Here is a 19,429-nt window from a genome sequence, read left to right as displayed (position 1 = left end):
CGAACTGATCGGCAATCGTGCAAGCGCCATCGGTCCCTGCGGACGGCAGCGCGCCACCGCAGCCAGCCAGCCATCCGGAGGAGCCACATGAACTTTTCCCTGAACGTCAACGGCAAGGCGAGGAAGGCGGACGTCGACGCCGATACGCCGCTGTTATGGGTATTGCGCGACACGCTCGGCCTGACGGGCGCCAAGTACGGCTGCGGGGCCGTCATGTGCGGCGCCTGCACGGTCCACGTGGACGGCCTGGCCAAGCGCGCCTGCGCGCTGCCGGTGTCGCTGCTGCAGGACGCGAAGGTGCAGACCATCGAAGGCCTGGCCGACAGCCCGGCCGGCAAGGCGCTGCAGCAAAGCTGGGTGGAACTGCAGGTGGTGCAGTGCGGCTACTGCCAGTCCGGCCAGCTGATGCAGGCCGCAGCGCTGCTGCAATCGAATCCGCAACCGAGCGACGCCGACATCGATTCGGTCATGTCCGGCAACCTGTGCCGATGTGGCACCTACCACCGCATCCGGGCCGCGATCAAGCATGCGGCCCAGGCCCTGGGCGCCGGCGCGCAAGGGAGTACGGCATGAACGCCCCGGACACCCTGCCGGTGAACCGGAAACGGCGCGCCCTGCTGGTCGCCTCGCTCGCCACCGGCGGCGGCCTGCTGATCGGCGGCCTGCCCGCGACCGCGGCCACCACCACCAGCGGCGAGGCCGGCGGCTGGCAACCGAACCCCTACCTGCGCATCGATCCGGACGGCAGGATCGTGGTGTTCGCGCCCTATTGCGAAATGGGGCAAGGTTCCTATACCTCCCAGGCGATGGTGGTGGCCGAGGAACTCGACGTGCCGCTGGCGCGGGTGGCGATCGAAGCGGCGCCGGCCGACGACGCCACGTATGCCAGCCCGCTGCTCGGCGGCCAGATCACCGGCGGCTCGGCCTCGCTGCGCGCCCAGTGGACCACGATGCGCAACGCCGGCGCGGCGGCGCGCGCCATGCTGGTGCAGGCCGCGGCGAGCCAGTGGGGCGTCGCCCCCGGCGACTGCGCCACCGCCGACGGCGCCGTCACCCATGCGGCATCGAAGCGCTCCCTGCCGGCCTACCAGAAGGACCATATCGACCTCGACGTGGTCGAGAACGCGGTCGGCCACTACGACATCCCGAACGTCTGGATCGACTTCACCCGCCACGAAGCGCCCGAAGGCATGAACACCGGGAACTGGCGCGGCGTCGGCCCGACCCGCAATGTGTTCATCACCGAGAGCGTGATGGACGAGCTGGCGTTTCGCGCCAGGGCCGATCCGCTGGCCTACCGGCGCGCCCTGATGACGCAGGCCCCGGCGCGCCTGCGCCACGTTCTAGACGTGGCGGCCGAAAAATCGGGATGGGGTTCGCCGCTGCCGCCGCGCAGCGGACGCGGCATCGCGGTATTCGAGGGCTTCGCCTGCTTCATGGCGATCGTGGCCCAGGTGCACGTGGATGCCGACGGCCACATCGCCGTTGAACGCATGACCTGCGCCCTCGATACCGGCACCGTGGTCGCGCCCGACGTGGTGCTGGCCCAGGCCGAGGGCGGGATCATGTTCGGCGTGTCGGCCGCCCTGCACGAGCGCATCACGGTGGCCAATGGGCGCGTGCAGCAGGCCAACTACGACAGCTATCCGATCCTGCGCATGGCCGAAGCCCCGCGCATCGAGGTGCACGTGGTGCAGAACGCCGAGCCGCCCGGCGGCATCGGCGAACCGGGCACCTCCGGTGCGATCGCCGCGGTCGCCAACGCGGTGTTCGCCGCCACCGGCGTGCGCGCCTATTCCCTGCCCCTCGACCCCGCCCTGTTCAAGGTGACGACATGAAAACGCATCCATGGAAAGCGCATTGTGTCCTGGCGGCGCTGGCCAGCCTGGCGGCGGCGCACGCCCTTGCCACGCCACCCAGCCCGCCGCACGTGCTGCAACCGGCTTCCAGCTTCGCCGGCATCCAGGACCCGAAGGAGCGCGCGGCGGCCCTGTTCATCGAGGCCGGCAAGGTGATCACCCATCCGCGCTGCCTGAACTGCCACCCGTCGCTGCGTTCGCCGACCCAGGGCGACAACGGCCAGCCGCACGTGCCGCTCATTCACGCGGGCGACAGCGGCATGGGGCAGCCGGGCCTGACCTGCATGGGCTGCCACCAGGCCAAGAACGTCAAGGCCACCGGCACCAAATTCCGCTCGATCCCGGGCCACCTGCCGTGGATGCTGGCGCCGGCGTCGATGGCCTGGCAGGGCCTGTCGCTGCGCGAGATCTGCGAGCAAGTGAAGGACCCCGCGCGCAATGGCAACAAGACCATGGAGCAGCTCAGCCACCACATGGGCGAGGATGGCCTGGTCGGCTGGGCCTGGGATCCGGGCGAAGGCCGCACGCCGGCGCCCGGCAGCCAGAAGGTGTTCGGCGGGTTGATCCAGGCCTGGATCGACGCCGGCGCGCATTGTCCGAAATAAGCCTGTGGGGCCGGCCGCTCAGCGCATCTCCAGGAAGCGCCACACGCTTGGGTCCTGCAGCGCCGCCAGGTTCAGGCGCATGCGCGTCGACGGTTGATGGCTGGGCGAGAACAGGCTGCCCGGCGCCAGCAGCAGGTCTTGCTGCATGGCGCGCGCCGTCAGCGCATTGGTGTCGAGACCGGCATCGACCCACAGGAACATGCCGGCCGCCGGCGCCGGATCGACCCGCATCCCGAGCGCCTCGAGCCGGCGCAGCGCGCCCGGCCGCACGGCATCGAGGCGGCCGCGGATGCGGTCGAGGTGCTTGCGGTGGTGGCCCTCGGCCAGGATTTTATAGACCACGCGCTCGCCGATATCGCTGGTGCTGAGCGTGGCCAGCATCTTGCGGTCGGCCAGCAGCGCGGCTCGCTCGCGCGAGGTGGCGATGTAGCCGACCCGCAGGTTGGCCGCCATCGATTTCGAAAACCCGCTCAGGTAGATCACGCGCCGCAGGCCGTCCAGCGCCGCCAGGCGGGTGGCGCCGCCCGCATGCAGGTCGCAGTACACGTCGTCCTCGACCACCAAAAAGTCATGCTGCTCGGCCAGGCGCAGCACCTGGAAGGCCTTGGCCGCCGAGATCGAGGTCGAGCTGGGATTGTGCAGCACCGAGTTGATGACGAACAGGCGCGGCTTGTGCAGGGCCGCCAGGCGCTCGAGCTCTCCCAGGTCGGGACCATCGGCCAGGCGCGGCACGCCGACCACCTTCAATCCCATCGCCGCGAACGAACCGAACATCAGGAACCAGGCCGGATCGTCGACCAGCACCGTGTCGCCCGGCTGGCAGAACGCGCGCGCCACCAGGTCCAGCCCCTGGGTGGTGCCGAGCGTGGTCACCAATTGCTCGGGCGCGGCGTCGATCTCGAGTTCGGCCAGCTTGCGCTGCAATTGCTGGCGGAGCAGCAGGAAGCCGTGCGGCGAGCCGTAGTTGAGCAGGCCATCGCAGTTCTGGCGGCTGAGCGCGCGCAAGGCGTTGCCGACCGCCGCACCGTCGAGCCAGTCGGCCGGCAGCACGCCGGAGCCCGGCGCCAGCCCGAGCGGCGCCTGGCGGAACATGCTGCGCACCAGCCAGGCGATGTCGAGCTCGGCCGGCGCCGGGGATGGCGGCGCCATCGAGACGGCGCGCGCCGGCGCCGGCTGGCGTTCGCGCACGAAGAAGCCGGCGCCGCGGCGCGATTCCAGGTAGCCCTGCGCCACCAGCCGGTCGTAGCTGGCCACCACGGTGAACGGCGAGACGCCGTGGCTGGCGGCGAAACGGCGGATCGAGGGCATGCGCGCGCCGGGCCGCAGCAGGCGCTCGTCGACGCGCGCCGCCACCGCGCGCACGATCTGGTCGGACAGCGGCTCGCCGGCGTCGCGCGCCAGCGTGAAGGCGGGTGTATCGGTCATTTCACCACCACAGTGGGCAAATTATCGGATGAAGTGTACTGGGACTGTACTGGTCCTTAACGCTAGGATAGACCCATCACCCTGTCACCGCAAGCCTTGAAAGTACCCGATGAGCGCCCTCTCCCCGCCCGTTTCCACCGCCACCGCCCACGACGAGACGCGCGGCATGCTGCTCGGCCTGGCGGGCGTGGCGATGTTCAGCCTGACCATGCCGTTCACCCGGCTGGCGGTCCTGGCGCTCGACGTGGAATTCGTGGTGCTGGCCCGGGCCCTGGGCGCGGCCGCGCTGGCCGGGCTGTGGCTGGCCTGGCGCCGCGCGCCGCTGCCGCCGCGCGCCGCGCTGCTGCCGCTGGCGCTGGTGATGCTGGGCGTGGTGGTCGGCTTTCCCCTGCTCAGTTCGATGGCGATGCGCCACGTGCCGGCCGCGCACGGCGCGGTGCTGGCCGGCCTGCTGCCGCTGGCGACGGCGCTGTACACCGCGCTGCGCGGCGACGAACGGCCCTCGCCCGCCTTCTGGCTGATGGCGGTGCTCGGCGCGGGCCTGGTGGTGGCCTTCGCCTTGTCCCAGGGCGGCGGCGCGCTGCATGCGGCCGACCTCATGATGTTCGGCGCGGTCGCCGCCGGCGCGGTCGGCTACGCCGAAGGCGGCAAGCTGGCGCGCACGCTGGGCGGCCCCGAGACGATCTGCTGGGCGCTGTTGCTGGCGGCCCCGCTTCTGGCGCCGCTGCTGCTGGGCTGGCGCCTGGCCAACGGCGCCGGCGCCCTGGCCGGCGTTGGCGCCGCGGCCTGGATCGGACTGGGCTATGTGACGGTGTTTTCGATGTTCATCGGCTTTTTCTTCTGGTACCGCGGCCTGGCCCTGGGCGGCATCGCCCGGGTGGGCCAGGTGCAGCTGCTGCAGCCCTTCATGAGCCTGGTTGGCGCGGCCGTGCTGCTGGGCGAGGCACTGACCCTGCACAATGTCTTGTTCGCGCTGGCGGTGATCGGCGTCGTGTTCGCCGGGCGCCGGCTGCAGGTGCGGCGCCGGCCGGGCTGAATGTCAAGCCCATGCGCCGCTGTGCATGGCGCCGGCTCGACGTACAATACCGCCTTTACTCAACGCAAAATTGGAGAACACCATGTCCGTCTACGACAAACTGAAGGAACTGAACATCACCCTGGAAGCGCCGGGCACCCCGGCCGCGGCCTACGTCATGTACGTCCAGACCGGCAACCTCGTGTTCATCTCGGGCCATATCGCCAAGAACAAGGATGGCAGCATCAACGCCGGCATCCTGGGCCGCGACAAGACCACCGCCGATGGCCAGGCCGCCGCGCGCTCGGTCGCGATCGACCTGATCGGCACCCTGCAGGAAGCCGTCGGCGGCGACCTGAACCGCGTCAAGCGCATCGTCAAGGTGATGAGCCTGGTCGCCTCGACCCCGGACTACAACGAGCAGCACCTGGTCACCAATGGCGCCTCGGAACTGATCGGCGAGGTGTTCGGCGACGCCGGCAAGCACGCCCGTTCGGCTTTCGGCGTCGCGGCGCTGCCGCGCGGCACCTGCGTCGAGATCGAAATGATCGTGGAAGTGGCATAAAGCGGGCGATTACGTCGCAACAACCGGCATTAATTTGNGCGGCGCTGCCGCGCGGCACCTGCGTCGAGATCGAAATGATCGTGGAAGTGGCATAAAGCGGGCGATTACGTCGCAACAACCGGCATTAATTTGTCGGCAAATCAATTACTGTTGTAACGCGGGTGGCGCTGACCCGGCGCCATTCGCCGACGTGAAGCCGCCTACCCGGCGAGTTTTATATAATGGCCCGGCAAGACCGTGCACCTTCCTGTGAGACGAGTATGAAAATCGAAAACCCCAATCCCATCCAGTGGCAGTTCTCGGAACGCGCCCAGCAGCTGCAAAGCTCCTTCATCCGCGAAATCCTGAAGATCACCCAGCGTCCGGAGATCATCTCGTTCGCGGGCGGCCTGCCGTCGCCGGCCACCTTCCCGGTCGAGCGCATGAAAGCGGCTTATGACAAGGTGCTGACCGACAACGGCAAGGTGGCGCTGCAGTACGGCCCGACTGATGGCTATGCCCCGCTGCGCGAATGGATTGCCGGTTCGCTGTCCACCGAAGGCTCGACCATCCTGCCGGAACAGATCCTCATGACCTCGGGCTCGCAGCAGGCGCTCGACCTGCTGGGCAAGGTGCTGATCGACGAAGGCAGCCGCGTGCTGGTCGAAACCCCGAGCTACCTGGGCGCGCTGCAGGCGTTCTCGGTCTACCGTCCCGAATTCAAGTCGGTCGACACCGACGAACACGGCCTGGTGCCGTCCTCGCTCGAAGGCATCGCGCAAGGCGCGCGCATGCTGTACGCGCTGCCGAACTTCCAGAACCCGACCGGCCGCTCGCTGTCGGTGGAACGCCGCCAGGAACTGGTGGAAACCTGCGCCCGCCTCGGCGTGCCGCTGATCGAGGACGATCCCTACGGCTCGCTGAGCTACAAAGGCGCGCCGAGCCCGAAGATGGTGGCGATGAACCCGGACGGCGTCATCTACATGGGCTCGTTCTCGAAGGTGCTGACCCCGGGCATCCGCCTGGGCTATGTCTGCGCCCCGCTGCCGCTGGTGCGCCGCCTCGAGCTGGCCAAGCAGGCGGCCGACCTGCACACCGCCCAGCTGACCCAGATGGTGGTGCACGAAGTGGTCAAGGACGGCTTCCTGGACCAGCACATCCCGACCATCCGCCAGCTGTACGGCGACCAGTGCCAGGTGATGCTGGATGCGATGCAGGAACACTTCCCGGCCGGCGTGAGCTGGACCAAACCGGAGGGCGGCATGTTCATCTGGGTCACCCTGCCGCAGCAGATCGACGCCATGAAACTGCTGGAGCAGTCGCTGGCCGCGCGCGTGGCCTTCGTGCCCGGCGCCCCGTTCTATGCCAACGACCCGGCCACCAACACCCTGCGCCTGTCCTTCGTGACCGTGCCGCCGGAACGCATCCGCGAAGGCATCGCCATCCTCGGCAAGCTGATCGCCGGCATGCTGTAACACCGAAAAGGCCGCGATTCGCGGCCTTTTTTTTGTATCGATTGTCAGCCGATACCGGTATCTTCGGCGAGACCATGTCGGGTCAGTTGCGACAGTGCAACAATTACATCGGGTCGTGGATTTTAGGCAACGTTAATTGTTCCAAACGTCCATGTAAAGAGTATCATTTCTCGTCACTGATGAGGTCTACCCGACACCGATGATGCATCCTGCCCTAGCGCTCGCCGCACCGGCGCGCCAATCCGCGATCCTGATCGTCGACGATGCTCCCGACAGCCTCGGGCTGCTGCAGGACATCATGCGCCAGCAGGGCTACCAGACCTTCGTTGCCAATTCCGGCAAGCGCGCGCTCGATATCGCCACCCGGGTCCAGCCCGACCTGATCCTGCTCGACGTGATCCTGCCCGACCTCGACGGCCTGGAGATCTGCCGCCGCCTGAAGCGCCAGCCCGACACCGCCCACATCCCCGTCATCTTCGTCAGTGCCTGCGGCGAGACCGAGGACATCGTGGCCGGCTTCGACACCGGCGCCGCCGACTACATCGCCAAGCCGGTGCGCATGGCCGAGGTCTGCGCCCGCGTGCGCGCCCAGCTACGCCTGCGCAGCAGCAGCGAAAGCCAGAAGCAGCAGGCCGAGCGCCTGCAGATGATCGTCGACGGCATGGACGAGGGCCTGATGCTGGTCGACCGCGAAGGCCGCGTGGTGTATGCCAACCCGGCCTGCGAGCGCTTTCTGTCGCAGCCCAAGGAAATCCTGGAAGGCGAGGCGCTGGCCGACCTGATCGAGCCGCCGGCGGCCAGCGACTACGCCGACTATTTCGCCGACCCGGGCGACCTGGAAGTGGCCGAGCGCTGCCGCGGCACGCGTGAAGTGCTGGTGCGCCAGTCGGACGGCACCATGCGCGCGATGGACCTGGGCCTGTCGCCGATGGCGGGCGGCGAAGCGCTGTTCGTCGCCCTGCTGCACGACATCACCCACCACAAGCAATCCGAGACGGCGCTGCAGCGCGCGGCCCTGGTCGATCCGCTGACCCGCATCGCAAACCGCCGCCACTTCGACGTCTTCCTGGACAAGGAATGGCAGCGCGCGATCCGCAGCAGCCAGCCGCTGTCGCTGATCGTGCTCGACGTCGACCACTTCAAGAACTACAACGACAGCCTGGGCCACGCTGCCGGCGACGCGTGCCTGCAGACGATCGCCGAAGCGCTGCAATCGCACGCGATGCGCCCGACCGACCTCGCCGCGCGCTATGGCGGCGAGGAATTCGTGGTGCTGCTGGCCGATACCGCGGCCCCGGCGGCGGCGCGGCTGGGCGAAGCGATCCGCGCCCACGTCGAGCGCCTCGCCATCCCGAACCCGCGCGCCGAGGGACCGGGCGTGGTCACGGTCAGCGTGGGCGTCGCCTGCATCGTGCCGACCCTGTTCGACGACATCCGCTCGTTCTTCGTCTCGGCCGACCGCGCGATGTACGAGGCCAAGGCGCGCGGGCGCAACCAGGTGGTGGCGATGCAGGCCGGCGCGGCGTGGGAACCGGTGCGCGGTGGCCTGCTCAACTAGGCGCCAGCCAGCGCCATGCCTTTCGAGGAATCGTCGACCATGAACCAGCTCCGCGCGCGCCGCCTTCTCCAGTATCTGCTACTGGTCCTGCCCTGCATGGCGCCAGCCATGCCGGCGTCGGCGACGCAACCGCTGGTCGACAGGTTCATCCTGGGTTCGAACGAGGGCTTCATCTTCCCGTCCGAATGCTGCTGGATGCCGGTGCCCGACTCCGCGCGCCTGCTGGAACTGAAAGTGCAAGAGGGGCGCCAGTGCACGGCGATGGGCGGGCCGGTCGGGGTATTCGCGCACCGGGACGGAAAGCTGTGGCTCACCGGCTTCGAGACTTGCAGCCGCGAGATCCCCCTGGCCGAGATCTACCCCGAGCTCGAGCAGCCGGCATTGGCCAGATGGTTGTCCGGCACCTTCAAGACACGCGTCGGCCTGCCCTGTCGCGCATTCGGCGGACGCCCGGTCCTGGCGCTGGAACAGGAATTGACCGTCAGCGAAGGCGTCGTCACCGCCGTGACGGAAAAATTCCTGGACCGCTCCGCATGCGGTAACGAGGCGGACGAATGACGATCCGAACCGCCACATGCAGCTGCGGCCAGCTGGCGGCGCAGGCCAGCGGCGAACCGCTGCGCATCTCGATCTGCCACTGCCTTGCCTGCCAGCGCCGCAGCGGCAGCGTCTTCAGCGCCCAGGCCCGGTTCCAGACCGGACAGGTGACGCTGTCCGGCCGATCGAGCACGTATTCGCTGGTGGGTGACGAAGGGTCGCGCGCCAACTTCCATTTCTGCCCGACCTGCGGCGCCACGGTGTATTTCCAGACCGAAGGCGCCGAGGACACCATCGCCATCCCCATCGGCGCCTTCGCCGATCCCGGCTTTCCGGCGCCGACCGTGTCGGTGTATGAATCGCGCATGCACGCCTGGGTGGTGCCACCGCCGGGCGCCGAGCATATCCCCTGAAGGCTCACGTCGGCGCGGAGAAGCAGCGATGCGCACGATATCGCGATACATCGGACACACTACTCGCGGCCAAACCACTCGCGGCCAAACCACAACTTTGATCCAGCGCAATGTCCAAGGTGCTTGTGACAAAGCGCGTCTTTTGCGCCTTTTTTTGCGTTATAGCATGAGGCCGGCGCGTTGAGGGCAAGTCCACCATAGAGTTCTTTCGAGGAGACATTTCATGGCATCAATCAAGCAGGCGATCGAGACAAACGATCCGAAGAACGAGAAATTCGAACAGATCAAGACCACCCTGGACCTGCTGGACAAGCTCGCTACCTTGAAGCTCGGCGAACTTAATGAGCAGATCAGGAAAGAGCTGGACGATGACAGCAAATTCCGGATCACCCACCAGGACCAGTCGAAATCTGGCACCCACGTCACCGCCTCCGACGATGCGGACAATATCGGCCGGGCGCTCGACAACATCGTCGACGGCTTCTGCGCGGGATCGTCCGATGGCAGCAAGAAGGCGGTGGCGGGCATCGTCAGTACCGCGCTGACCGCCCTGCTCGGCTCCGGCGCCGGACAAGAGACTTACCAGCAAAGTTTCGCCGCCATCGCGGAAGACGACATCCTCAAGCGCATCGACGTCGCATTCTGGTCCTACGGCGTGGCTGCAGGTGGCATCACCGAGAAAAGCCAGACCCCCATCGCCTACGTCTGCGTCAAGAGCTATATCGATCCTGGCGACGTGCACGCGACCGAACTCGTTTCGATGTACCGCGCGGCCGCACGGCTGGCCAAGAAGCCCGAGGACGAAAAAAACATCCTGCAGGCGCTCGAAGAAGCACAGAAGGTTCTCGCAGCGATGAAGGATGATCCGGTAATGGCCAGGGATAATCACCTGGCGGCCCTGTCGGCGCGACGCATGCTGGCCTGAATCCATCGTGCCTGCGGCTGGCAGGGCCGGCCGCAGTCTCCATACGTGCTATTCAGCGTGAAGCTCCCTGCGGGTAGCCAGTGATGCGGGCGATATCGCGGTACAGCGGCTGCATCCTGCGGTACATCGCCAGATAGACCTGCTTGTACAGGCGTTCATAGATCGCCCGGTTGGCCGCGATCGGTTCGAACACCCGCCCCACCCGCGTCATGCCCGCGATTGCAGCGGGAAAATCCGGATACAAGCCCAGCCCCACGGCGGCGTCGATCGCCGCCCCCAGTCCCGAGGTCTCGTACACATGCGGCCGCGCCGTCGGCAGCCCGAAGATATCGGCCGTCAGCTGCATCGCCGCATCGCTCTGCGAGCCGCCGCCAGAGACGCGCAGCTCGGTGATGCGCACCCCGCCGCGGCGCTCGATGCGCTCCTTCCCTTCGCGCAGCGCATACGCCAGCCCTTCCAGGATCGCGCGGTACACGTGGGCACGGGTATGCACGTCGCCGAAGCCGACGATGGCGCCCTTGGCCTCGCGGCCCGGCAGGCGGATGCCCGGCGTCCAGTAGGGCTGCAGCATCAGGCCCATCGCGCCCGGCGGCACGCTGCTGGCCAGGTCGTCGAACAGCCGTTCCGGCGCCACGTCCTCGAGCAGCGCGCGCGATTGTTCATGGTGGCCGAACTGCTCCTTGAACCAGTTGACCATCCAGTAGCCGCGGTACACCTGCTGCTCGATGCTCCAGGCGTCCGGCAGTGCGCTCGGATACGGCGGCACGAAGCGCACGGCCTCGACGTAGCGGCGCGAGGTGACGTTGATGGTGGCGGTGGTGCCGTAGCTCAGGCATGCCACATGCGGCTCGCAACAGCCGGCGCCGATCACTTCGCAGGCCTTGTCGGCGGCCGCCGCCAGCAGCGGCACGCCTTCCGGGATGCCAGTCTCGGATGCCGCCTGCGCGGTGACGGCGCCAAGGCGCGCGCCGGGCGGCGCCAGCTCGGGCAGCATCGACGGCGTGACCGCCAGCGCCTGCCATTGCCAGGCGCGCGGCCCGGCCCAGCGCCGGCGCCGGTAGTCGAAGGGAATATATGCCACCTGCGAGCCGCTCGAATCGACGAAGCGGCCTCCCAGGCGCCAGTTCAGGTAACCCGACAGCAGCAGGAACTTGTCGGTCGCCCGCCAGACGTCCGGCTGGTTGGCGCGGATCCAGTTGATCTCGGCCTCGCCCACCAGGTGCCGCATGGTGGCGGCCACGCCCGCCACGCGGAACGCGGCGCGCCACAACGGACCGACCTGGGGCACCTCGTTCTCGTCGGTATGGCGCTGGTCGAGCCAGGTCATCGCCGGCCGCAGCGGGCGGCCATCGCGGTCGAGGTTGACCACCGTGCCGCGCTGGGTGGTGACGGCGACGCCGGCCACCCGCGCGCGCTCGGCGCCGGGCAAGGTCCACAACAGCCGGCAGGCCTGGCACAGCGCCTCCCAGTAGGCGTCGACGTCGTGCTCGTGCCAGCCCGGCTGCGGCGAGCGATAGCCATCGAGCGCCACCTGCGACCTGGCCACCAGTTCGCCACGCAGGTCGAACAGCAGCGCGCGCACGCTCTGGGTGCCGTTGTCGATGGCCAGCAGCAGCGGAGCCTGCACGGTCAGGCGGCCGGCGGAATGCCGTACTGCTTGCGCCATTCAGCCAGGTAGCGCCGCTCCTGCGCCTCCCAGTGGGCGTCAGGCCAGCCGAGTTCCGGCTGGCAGATGGCGCGGATGCGCGCCATCTGACCGAGCCCGCCGTTGGGCAGCTGGATGCCGAGCCGGGTGCGGCGCAGCAGCAGGTCGTCGAGCTGGTAGACCTGCTCCGATCTCGCGGCCCAGCGCAGCTCGGCCCATAGCGTCTGGGTGCCGGGGATGCATTCCAGCTCGCCCACGCGCGCCGCCAGCAGCAGCGGCTTGGCTTGCGCTCCATGCCGGCCGGCCAGGCGCCGCAGCACGCCGGGCGGCAGGTCGTGGCGCGCCGGCACCGATACCCGCGCGAACACCGGCCCACGCTCCGCGCGCAGCTGCCAGCCGGGCAGTTGCTGCGACACGTGGCGCAGCACGTCGAGGGCGATCGAGCGGAAGGTCGTCAATTTGCCGCCGGCGACCGAGACCAGGCCCGGTTCGGACCACACGAAGTGGTCGCGCTTCTCGGACGACGGCGCGCCGTGCAGGCCGCCGTCGATCACCGGCCGCACGCCGGCGAAGGTGGCGACCACGTCGGCGTCGACCAGGTCGAGCTGCGGGAACTGGGCGTGCAGCGCCGCCATCAGGTAGTCGAATTCGGGACGCGTGATGCGGGCTTCCGAATTCAGGCCTTCGGCGTGGTCGACGTCGGTGGTGCCGACCAGGGTCACGCCCTCCCACGGGAAGGCGAACACCGGGCGGCCGTCGGCCGGGTGCAGCAGGCTGACCGCCTGCGCCAGTGGCAGGCGCCAGGCCGGCAGCACCAGGTGGCTGCCGCGCAGCGGACGCAGGCGCGGCGCGCGGTCCGGCGCGCTGCCGCCGGCCGCGCCGCCCAGCAGGTCGGACCAGGCGCCGGTGGCGTTGACCACCACCCGCGCCCGCACCGCCGTCTCGGCCTTGCTGCGTTCGTCGCGCAGCATGGCGCCATGCACCTTGCCGCCGTCGCGCACCAGCGCCTGCACGGTCACGTAGTTGCAGGCCACGGCGCCGTGGGCGCGCGCTTCGTCCAGCACGCGCAGCACCAGGCGCGCGTCGTCGGTCTTGGCGTCGGTGTAGCGGATGCCGCCGGCGAGATCGGTTTCTCCTATATTCGGCGCCAGCATGCGGAACGATTCCGGGCGTTCCCAGTGCGGCTCGCGGCGCCCGGCCAGCATGTCGTAGACGCGCAGCATGGCCAGGAAACCCAGGCGGCGCTTGATGTCGGTGCCGTGGTCGGCGAAGGCGAAGCCTTGCGGCTCGACCAGGCCGGGCGCGGCGCGCAGCAGGGCCTCGCGTTCGCGCACCGCGTCGCGCGTCAGGCGCAGGCTGCCGCTGGCCAGGTAGCGCAGGCCGCCATGCACCAGCTTCGACGAACGGCTCGAGGTGCCCCAGGCGAAGTCCTTCTGTTCGACCAGCAGGGTCTTGAGGCCGCGCCGCGCCGCCTCGAGCAGGATGCCGGCGCCGGTGATGCCGCCGCCGATCACCAGCAAGTCCCAGTCGCGGCCGGGCGGGAAGGCATTGGGCTTGCCCATGGCGGTGGCCGTATTCATGGCGTCACCAGCTTGCCGGGATTCATGCGGCCTTCGGGATCGAAGTGGCGGAACAGCGCGCCCATCGCCGCCAGGCCCAGCTCCCCCTTCTCCGCCGCCAGCCACGGCGCGTGGTCGACGCCGATGCCGTGCTGGTGGCTGATGGTGCCGCCGCAGCCGACGATCGCGCTGGAGACCCGGTCCTTCAGCTGGCGCCAGCGCACCAGGTCGGCCTGGTAGTCGCCCGCCAGCCGGTAGACGAAGGTGGTGTACACGCTGGCCCCCTGCGGGTACAGGTGCGACAAATGGGTGTAGGCATGCACGCGCTCCCCGAACGCCTCGAGCGCGGCGGCCGCCGCCTGCTCGATCGCGCCCACCGCCTGGGTGACGTGGGGCCAGTCGAGCGCGGTTTCCACCGTGTCGATCGCATAGCCCAGTTCCCAGGCCGCGTTGCGCAGGTAGACGCTGCGGAAGCGGTTGCGGCGCCAGCGTTCGCCCAGGGCGCGGCCGACGTGCACGCCGCGCTGGCGCCGCGCCAGCGCCAGCGCCGCGCGCAGCGCCTCGCGCGCCTGGCCCTTGGCCCCGCTGGCGCCCACCAGCAGCATGCATTTGTCCTGGCCGCAGCCGCGCCAGCCCAGGTAGCGCTCCAGCAGTCCCACCTGGCGCCCGTGGCCGGCCAGCGCCAGCATGGTGCGCGTCTCGCTGGCGTTCGACAGGCGCAGCATCGACAGTCCCAGGCGCGCCTGGGCCAGGCCGCGCACCGCGCGCACCGCATGCTCCCAGTCGGGGAAGAACAGCGCGTGGAAAGCCTCGAACTGGGGCAGGCGGCTGATGCGCACGGCGGCGTGGGTCAGCACGCCCAGCCGGCCTTCGGAGCCGAGCACCATTTCGCGCAGGTCGATGCCGCTGCTCGAGGCCGGGAAGGTCGGGATGTCGAGGGTGCCCGACGGCGACTCGATGCGCCCGCCTGCGAACAGCTGCTCGATGCGGCCGTAGCGCAGCGACTGCTGCCCCGACGAGCGGGTGGCGATCCAGCCGCCCAGCGTGGAGTATTCGAACGATTGCGGATAGTGGCCCAGCGTATAGCCGTGGGCGCGCAGCTGGGCTTCGAGGTCGGGACCGGACACGCCGGCGCCGAAGCAGGCCAGTTGCGCTTCGCGGTCGAGCGAGATCATGGCGCGCATGCGGCCCATGTCGATGCTCAGGGATGAACGCAGCCCGCCGTTGGAACTGTGGCCCACGTCGAGGTGGCCGGCCACGCTGGTGCCGCCGCCGTAGGGAATCACCACCGCATCGTGGCGGGCGGCGAAGGCCAGCAGCTCGCGCACCTGGGCGCCCGATTCGGGAAAGGCGACGCCGTCGGGCACATTGCCGAGCCGCCCGTGGCGCAGGCGCAGCCAGTCGGGCAGGCTCTGGCCCAGGGCGTGGCGGGCGCGGACGGCGGGGCTGGCGTCGACCAGCGGATGGGCCGGCAGGCGGCCGGGCGGCAGGCCGGCGCAGGCCTGTTCGAACGTAGCGTCCTGCGGGGCCGTGCCCCGGCCCAGCCGTGCTCCGAGGAAGGCGCGCGCCTCTCCCTCGAGCTGCACCGCAATCGACTCGTCACCCCAACCGTTCCAACGCCGCATCAATGACTTTGCCTTATACTATAAGTTGTTCTTTTTGCCAGCTCGGGTATCACATTAGAGCGGCCTTCCCCAACCGTATTGCGCTTTCATGACACAGCCTTGCTCTATCGCGCCAGCGCCCGCGGATGGCGGCCGCGTGACGGGTTCCTATCTGCAGCCGCTGCTGGACACCGCGCGCGAGCGCGGTCTGGCCCCCGACCAGCTGGCGCAGGCCGCCGGCCTGGCCCCCGACGCCCTCGACCCGTTGCCAGATAACCTGTCCTCGCGACGCTACATCGCCTTGCTGGAAGCCGGCGCGCGCCTGGCGGGCGATCCTTTCTTCGGCCTGCACGTGGGCGAAAAGGTGGGGCCCGCCACCTACAGCGCCTACGGCATGCTGCTGCTGGCCTGCGACAGCTTCGGCCACGCGCTGCAGCTGACCGAGCGCTATGAATCGCTGGCCCACGACCTCGGACACAGCCGGCTGGCGCAGGGTGGCGCGCAGGCGCATTACGAATGGATCAGCCACCATCCGGACGCCACCCGGCATCTGGTCGAGAGTGTATTCGCCGGCATCCGCGTGTTCGGCAGCTGGCTGGCCGGACGGCCGCTGGCGCCGCTGGGGCTAAGCTTCATGCATCCCGACCCGGGCCATGGCGACGCCGAATACCTGCGCGTACTGGGCGTGGCGCCAGGGTTCGATGCGCCGCGCCACTGCGCGACGGTCGATGCGGCCCTGCTGGCGATGCCGGTCCCGAATGCCGACACGAGCCTGTATCCGCTCCTGCTCCAGCACGCCGAGCGCCTGCTCGAAGAACGCGCCGCCCGGCAGGAGCACATTGTGGCGCGGGTGCGCGCCGCGCTGCTGCCGCGCCTGGCCGGCGGCGCGGCGCGGCTGGCGCCGGTGGCGGCCGAGCTGGGACTGTCGCCCCGCACCCTGCAGCGCAAGCTGGCCGAGGCCGGGTCGAGCTACCAGGAAGTGCTCGACGCGCTGCGCTTCGGCCTGGCCCAGGACTACCTGCGCCGGCGCGAACTGGGACTGGTCGACATCGCCTTCTTGCTCGGCTTCCAGGAGCAGAGCGCGTTCACCCACGCGTTTCGCGAATGGAGCGGGATGAATCCGGGGGCGTGGCGCGAGCGGATCGCCTGAGGCCGACGCACACCGCGAACGGCACCAGGAAGGGATACAGCCCCCACACCAGGCGCCCCTCGACGCGCACGCTGAGCGCCGCATACAGCTGGGGCAAGGCCATCAGCAGCAGAAGGCTGGTCAGCGGCCGCAACGGGGCCGGCGCACGGCGCCAGCCGACGATGGCCAGCGGCACCACCAGCAAGGCCGTCCCCGCGATCGAGGCCAGCGAGCGGACGTCGCGCAGGGCCGCCAGCACGGTCCCGAAGTTGGGCTGCCAGGTATAGCCGGGCAGGCCGGTGATCAGGTACCAGCGCACCAGCACCATCCAGCCGCCGGCGGCAGCCAGGAAGGCGAGGCCGGGCAGCACGGCAATCTGGCGCGTGGCGACCAGCCACACCAGCAGCAGGACGTTCTCTTCGCGGATCGCCGAGCCGACCAGGCCCGCCAGCGCCGCCAGCCAGGGCTGGCCGGACAGCACCGCCAGCACGAAGGCGGCGCGGGCCGCGATCGAGCCCGGATCGACCAGCAGGTAGGGCGCGTACCAGAAGGTGGGCAGGGACACGATCATCAACAGGCCGGCCGCGATGGCGCGCTTGTGGTCGAGGCCCGCGCGCAGCACGGCGGCCGCCATGCAGCAGGCGCCGGCGACCACCAGCAGCCAGTTCAGCAAGGCGAAGCTGTTGCGCAGCTCGCCCGGCATGACCGAGGCGGCGGCCGGCACAAGCAGGCGATACGGGAAAGGCGCGCGCAGTTCGCTGGCCGCGAGCTCGCCGCGCAGGTAGCGCGCGGTGTCGTAATAAGCTTGCGAATCCTCGACCGTGCCGCCCCAGCGCCAGCACATGACGGCATAGGCAAGCAGCGCGAAGGAGATGGCGAGCAGCGGCCAGTTGAGCGGGCGGCCGGTGGAATGCGGAATCGATGCGTGATGCATGACAGGGCAACTAGTGGAAAGCGGCATCATAACCGCATACGCACCGGCAGCCGGCGTTTGCGCTGCCCTCCCCTGTCAGGACTCGCCCTGCCGCCCCAGCACGCGCACGGCATCGTCGACCACCGGCACGATCGCCAGCACGCACAGGAAGGCCGCCAGCGGCACGGTGGACAGGTAGCCCAGGTGCTTGAAGCCCAGCGCGCCCACCACGCCTCCCAGGCAGAACGCCCCGAGCAGCGACAGCATCAGCAGCAGGCGCCCGAGATTGGCGGTGACCTTCGGCTGGCGCACCTTGCCCTCGCCGTTCCAGTAAGCCATCTTGCCCAGCTCGATGCCGATATCGGTCACGATGCCGGTCATGTGGGTGGTGCGGATCTCGGCGTGCGAGACCTTGGTGATGACCGCATTCTGCAACCCCATCATGTAGCACAGCAGCATCACGGTGAGAGGGATGAACAGGGCGTCGATCCCGGCCAGGCGCGCGCCGAGGATGCCGAAGACCAGCAGAAGCACGGCTTCGAGCAACAAGGGCAGCGCGAAGCCGCTGCGCAGGCCGCGGCGCCGGATGTAGTTGACGAGGATGGCGGTGCTGGCCGCGCCCAGCAGGAAGCTGAGCAGTGCGCCGATGGCCGCCAGCACCAGGTCGGTATCGCCCAGCACCAGGTGGTCGGCGGCGCTGGAGACGATGCCGGTCATGTGCGAGGTGTACTCGCGCACCGCCAGGAAGCCGCCGGCATTGATCGCGCCGGCCACGAAGGCCAGCGCAACGCCCAGGTGCCGGTTGGCGCCCGGCGTGCGTTCATGTCCTGTCAGGCTGCGCGCGTAACTGATCGGCACGGCGAATCGCTTTCCAATGAAACCGCGGGTGAATGTGTGGTTCATGTTACCGCAAATCACTTGCCTCACACTCGAACGCATCTCCATTCATGGGGCTATAATAAAAAATTATCGAAACCGCATACTGCGTACCGCGCATCCGACTGCCGTGAATCCCCATCTCGACAAGCTCCATCCTTATCCGTTCGAAAAACTGCGGCAGCTGTTCGCCGGCATCGTCCCGAACCCGGCTCATGCTCCCATCAGCCTGGGCATCGGCGAGCCGAAGCACCCGACCCCGGCCTTCATCGAGAAAGCCCTGACGCATGCGGTGGCCGGCCTGGCCAATTATCCGAGCACGGTGGGCGCCGAGCCGCTGCGGGCGGCGATCGCCGGCTGGCTGGAACGCCGTTACGGCATCCCGGCGCTGGACCCGGCCACCATGGTGCTGCCGGTGAACGGCTCGCGCGAAGCGCTGTTCGCCATCGCCCAGTGCATGGTCGATGCCTCGCGGCCGGATGCGCTGGTGCTGTGCCCGAACCCGTTCTACCAGATCTACGAAGGCGCGGCCTACCTGGCCGGCGCCACGCCGTATTTCGTCAACTCGGAACCGGCGCGTAATTTTGCGCCAGACTATGGCAGCGTGCCTGACGAAGTCTGGCCGCGCGTGCAGTTGCTCTACGTCTGCTCGCCCGGCAACCCGACCGGCGCCACCCTTGGCCTGGACGACTGGCGCCAGCTGTTCGAACTCTCGGACCGCTGGGGCTTTTTGATCGCGGCCGACGAGTGCTATTCCGAGATCTATACCGGCTCCACGCCGCCGCTGGGCGCGCTGGAAGCGGCGCACCAGCTGGGCAGGAGCGGCGGCGAGCGGCCGTACCGCAACCTGATCGTGTTCTCGAGCCTGTCGAAGCGCTCGAACGTGCCGGGCATGCGTTCCGGTTTCGTCGCCGGCGACCCGGCCGCGATGAAGAAATTCCTGCTCTACCGCACCTATTGCGGCGGCGCGATGTCGCCGCCGGTGCAGGCGGCCTCGATCGCGGCCTGGAACGACGAGCAGCACGTGCAGGACAACCGCGCGCTGTACAAGGAAAAATTCGCCCTGATCACGCCGCTGCTCAAGGGCGTAATGGACGTCGAACTGCCCGACGCCGGCTTCTACCTGTGGGCCGACGTGCGCCGCACCGGCCTGTCGGACACCGACTTCGCGCAGCGCCTGTACGCCGACTATAATGTGACGGTCCTGCCGGGCAGCTACCTGGCGCGCGAGGCGCACGGGCACAACCCGGGGCGCGACCGCATCCGCATGGCCCTGGTGGCCGGCGTCGACGAAGGACTGGAAGCGGCAAACCGCATCGTCCAGTTCTGCCAGGGCCTCAAGTAGGC

Annotated in this window: 18 protein-coding genes; 12 read left to right on the top strand and 6 right to left on the bottom strand. The window is 69.0% G+C overall.

The genetic code is table 11. From position 1 onward, the window contains the following. Positions 1–87: 87 nt before the first annotated feature. The 3 genes from Q9246_RS10290 to Q9246_RS10280 are packed head-to-tail and all read left to right on the top strand — an operon-like array spanning position 88 to position 2,464. Entirely contained in the window at positions 88–573 is a 486-nt protein-coding gene (locus Q9246_RS10290) for a (2Fe-2S)-binding protein (RefSeq protein ID WP_306397458.1), read from the top strand. Next, positions 570–1,838 (top strand): molybdopterin cofactor-binding domain-containing protein, encoded by a 1,269-nt coding sequence (locus tag Q9246_RS10285; RefSeq protein WP_306397457.1) that lies wholly within the window; start codon positions 570–572, stop codon positions 1,836–1,838. Before Q9246_RS10290 ends, Q9246_RS10285 begins: the two co-directional genes overlap by 4 nt. Next, positions 1,835–2,464, top strand: coding sequence for an Isoquinoline 1-oxidoreductase subunit (locus Q9246_RS10280; protein ID WP_306397456.1), 630 nt, complete (start codon positions 1,835–1,837; stop codon positions 2,462–2,464). The genes Q9246_RS10285 and Q9246_RS10280 overlap by 4 nt, the downstream gene beginning before the upstream one ends. An 18-nt stretch (positions 2,465–2,482) precedes the next feature. Here the strand turns inward: Q9246_RS10280 and Q9246_RS10275 are convergent, their stop codons facing one another. Continuing rightward, a complete protein-coding gene (locus Q9246_RS10275) occupies positions 2,483–3,889 on the bottom strand; it encodes an aminotransferase-like domain-containing protein (protein WP_306397455.1) in 1,407 nt (468 codons plus the stop codon). Between the two features lie 109 nt (positions 3,890–3,998). Between Q9246_RS10275 and Q9246_RS10270 the strand changes: the two genes are divergently transcribed. The 7 genes from Q9246_RS10270 to Q9246_RS10240 all read left to right on the top strand — a co-directional run bounded on the left by Q9246_RS10270 (position 3,999) and on the right by Q9246_RS10240 (position 10,356). Next, the gene (locus Q9246_RS10270) at positions 3,999–4,925 is read left to right on the top strand and encodes a DMT family transporter (RefSeq protein WP_306397454.1); all 927 of its coding nucleotides are present in this window, start codon (positions 3,999–4,001) and stop codon (positions 4,923–4,925) included. An 82-nt stretch (positions 4,926–5,007) separates the two neighbouring features. Beyond that, the gene (locus Q9246_RS10265) at positions 5,008–5,469 is read left to right on the top strand and encodes a RidA family protein (RefSeq protein ID WP_306397453.1); all 462 of its coding nucleotides are present in this window, start codon (positions 5,008–5,010) and stop codon (positions 5,467–5,469) included. Positions 5,470–5,729: 260 nt separating this feature from the next. Next, positions 5,730–6,923 carry an aminotransferase-like domain-containing protein gene (locus Q9246_RS10260; RefSeq protein WP_306397452.1) on the top strand — a complete coding sequence of 398 codons (1,194 nt, stop codon included), beginning with the start codon at positions 5,730–5,732 and terminating at the stop codon, positions 6,921–6,923. 199 nt (positions 6,924–7,122) lie between these two features. Then, positions 7,123–8,481, top strand: coding sequence for a diguanylate cyclase domain-containing protein (locus Q9246_RS10255; protein ID WP_306397451.1), 1,359 nt, complete (start codon positions 7,123–7,125; stop codon positions 8,479–8,481). A gap of 39 nt (positions 8,482–8,520) precedes the next feature. Further along, positions 8,521–9,039, top strand: coding sequence for a hypothetical protein (locus Q9246_RS10250; protein ID WP_306397450.1), 519 nt, complete (start codon positions 8,521–8,523; stop codon positions 9,037–9,039). After that, the gene (locus Q9246_RS10245) at positions 9,036–9,431 is read left to right on the top strand and encodes a GFA family protein (RefSeq protein ID WP_306397449.1); all 396 of its coding nucleotides are present in this window, start codon (positions 9,036–9,038) and stop codon (positions 9,429–9,431) included. The genes Q9246_RS10250 and Q9246_RS10245 overlap by 4 nt, the downstream gene beginning before the upstream one ends. Before the next feature lie 223 nt (positions 9,432–9,654). Beyond that, positions 9,655–10,356 (top strand): hypothetical protein, encoded by a 702-nt coding sequence (locus Q9246_RS10240; protein WP_306397448.1) that lies wholly within the window; start codon positions 9,655–9,657, stop codon positions 10,354–10,356. A gap of 52 nt (positions 10,357–10,408) precedes the next feature. Here Q9246_RS10240 and Q9246_RS10235 read toward each other — a convergent pair whose 3' ends face one another. Genes Q9246_RS10235 through Q9246_RS10225 form a run of 3 tightly spaced genes read right to left on the bottom strand, consistent with a single transcriptional unit; the run spans position 10,409 to position 15,185 of the window. Beyond that, positions 10,409–12,022, bottom strand: coding sequence for an FGGY-family carbohydrate kinase (locus Q9246_RS10235; protein ID WP_306397447.1), 1,614 nt, complete (start codon positions 12,020–12,022; stop codon positions 10,409–10,411). Next, positions 11,986–13,581, bottom strand: coding sequence for a glycerol-3-phosphate dehydrogenase/oxidase (locus Q9246_RS10230; protein ID WP_306397446.1), 1,596 nt, complete (start codon positions 13,579–13,581; stop codon positions 11,986–11,988). Before Q9246_RS10230 ends, Q9246_RS10235 begins: the two co-directional genes overlap by 37 nt. Continuing rightward, on the bottom strand, positions 13,578–15,185 hold the full coding sequence (locus tag Q9246_RS10225) for an FAD-binding oxidoreductase (RefSeq protein ID WP_306397445.1): 1,608 nt from the start codon (positions 15,183–15,185) through the stop codon (positions 13,578–13,580). The genes Q9246_RS10230 and Q9246_RS10225 overlap by 4 nt, the downstream gene beginning before the upstream one ends. Before the next feature lie 136 nt (positions 15,186–15,321). Here Q9246_RS10225 and Q9246_RS10220 point away from each other — a divergent pair, with 136 nt between their 5' ends. Beyond that, positions 15,322–16,314 carry an AraC family transcriptional regulator gene (locus Q9246_RS10220; protein ID WP_306397444.1) on the top strand — a complete coding sequence of 331 codons (993 nt, stop codon included), beginning with the start codon at positions 15,322–15,324 and terminating at the stop codon, positions 16,312–16,314. Here Q9246_RS10220 and Q9246_RS10215 read toward each other — a convergent pair. Beyond that, entirely contained in the window at positions 16,250–17,227 is a 978-nt protein-coding gene (locus Q9246_RS10215; RefSeq protein WP_306397443.1) for a hypothetical protein, read from the bottom strand. The two genes, Q9246_RS10220 and Q9246_RS10215, sit on opposite strands and share 65 nt — an antisense overlap. 75 nt (positions 17,228–17,302) lie before the next feature. Next, positions 17,303–18,064 (bottom strand): YoaK family protein, encoded by a 762-nt coding sequence (locus Q9246_RS10210; protein ID WP_306397442.1) that lies wholly within the window; start codon positions 18,062–18,064, stop codon positions 17,303–17,305. A 148-nt stretch (positions 18,065–18,212) separates the two neighbouring features. Here Q9246_RS10210 and dapC point away from each other — a divergent pair, with 148 nt between their 5' ends. Then, on the top strand, positions 18,213–19,427 hold the full coding sequence (dapC, locus tag Q9246_RS10205; protein ID WP_306397441.1) for a succinyldiaminopimelate transaminase: 1,215 nt from the start codon (positions 18,213–18,215) through the stop codon (positions 19,425–19,427). The last annotated feature ends 2 nt before the right edge of the window (positions 19,428–19,429 follow it).

Source organism: Telluria beijingensis (assembly GCF_030770395.1).
In the GTDB taxonomy this organism is placed as follows: Bacteria; Pseudomonadota; Gammaproteobacteria; order Burkholderiales; family Burkholderiaceae_D; genus Telluria; species Telluria beijingensis.
This window is presented reverse-complemented; position numbering and strand designations above follow the sequence as displayed.

Coding starts and splice junctions, on each gene's coding strand:
- Q9246_RS10290 (WP_306397458.1), top strand. CDS start 88: ATGAACTTTTCCCTGAACGTCAACGGCAAGGCGAGGAAGGCGGACGTC.
- Q9246_RS10285 (WP_306397457.1), top strand. CDS start 570: ATGAACGCCCCGGACACCCTGCCGGTGAACCGGAAACGGCGCGCCCTG.
- Q9246_RS10280 (WP_306397456.1), top strand. CDS start 1,835: ATGAAAACGCATCCATGGAAAGCGCATTGTGTCCTGGCGGCGCTGGCC.
- Q9246_RS10275 (WP_306397455.1), bottom strand. CDS start 3,889: ATGACCGATACACCCGCCTTCACGCTGGCGCGCGACGCCGGCGAGCCG.
- Q9246_RS10270 (WP_306397454.1), top strand. CDS start 3,999: ATGAGCGCCCTCTCCCCGCCCGTTTCCACCGCCACCGCCCACGACGAG.
- Q9246_RS10265 (WP_306397453.1), top strand. CDS start 5,008: ATGTCCGTCTACGACAAACTGAAGGAACTGAACATCACCCTGGAAGCG.
- Q9246_RS10260 (WP_306397452.1), top strand. CDS start 5,730: ATGAAAATCGAAAACCCCAATCCCATCCAGTGGCAGTTCTCGGAACGC.
- Q9246_RS10255 (WP_306397451.1), top strand. CDS start 7,123: ATGATGCATCCTGCCCTAGCGCTCGCCGCACCGGCGCGCCAATCCGCG.
- Q9246_RS10250 (WP_306397450.1), top strand. CDS start 8,521: ATGAACCAGCTCCGCGCGCGCCGCCTTCTCCAGTATCTGCTACTGGTC.
- Q9246_RS10245 (WP_306397449.1), top strand. CDS start 9,036: ATGACGATCCGAACCGCCACATGCAGCTGCGGCCAGCTGGCGGCGCAG.
- Q9246_RS10240 (WP_306397448.1), top strand. CDS start 9,655: ATGGCATCAATCAAGCAGGCGATCGAGACAAACGATCCGAAGAACGAG.
- Q9246_RS10235 (WP_306397447.1), bottom strand. CDS start 12,022: ATGGCGCAAGCAGTACGGCATTCCGCCGGCCGCCTGACCGTGCAGGCT.
- Q9246_RS10230 (WP_306397446.1), bottom strand. CDS start 13,581: ATGAATACGGCCACCGCCATGGGCAAGCCCAATGCCTTCCCGCCCGGC.
- Q9246_RS10225 (WP_306397445.1), bottom strand. CDS start 15,185: ATGCGGCGTTGGAACGGTTGGGGTGACGAGTCGATTGCGGTGCAGCTC.
- Q9246_RS10215 (WP_306397443.1), bottom strand. CDS start 17,227: ATGCATCACGCATCGATTCCGCATTCCACCGGCCGCCCGCTCAACTGG.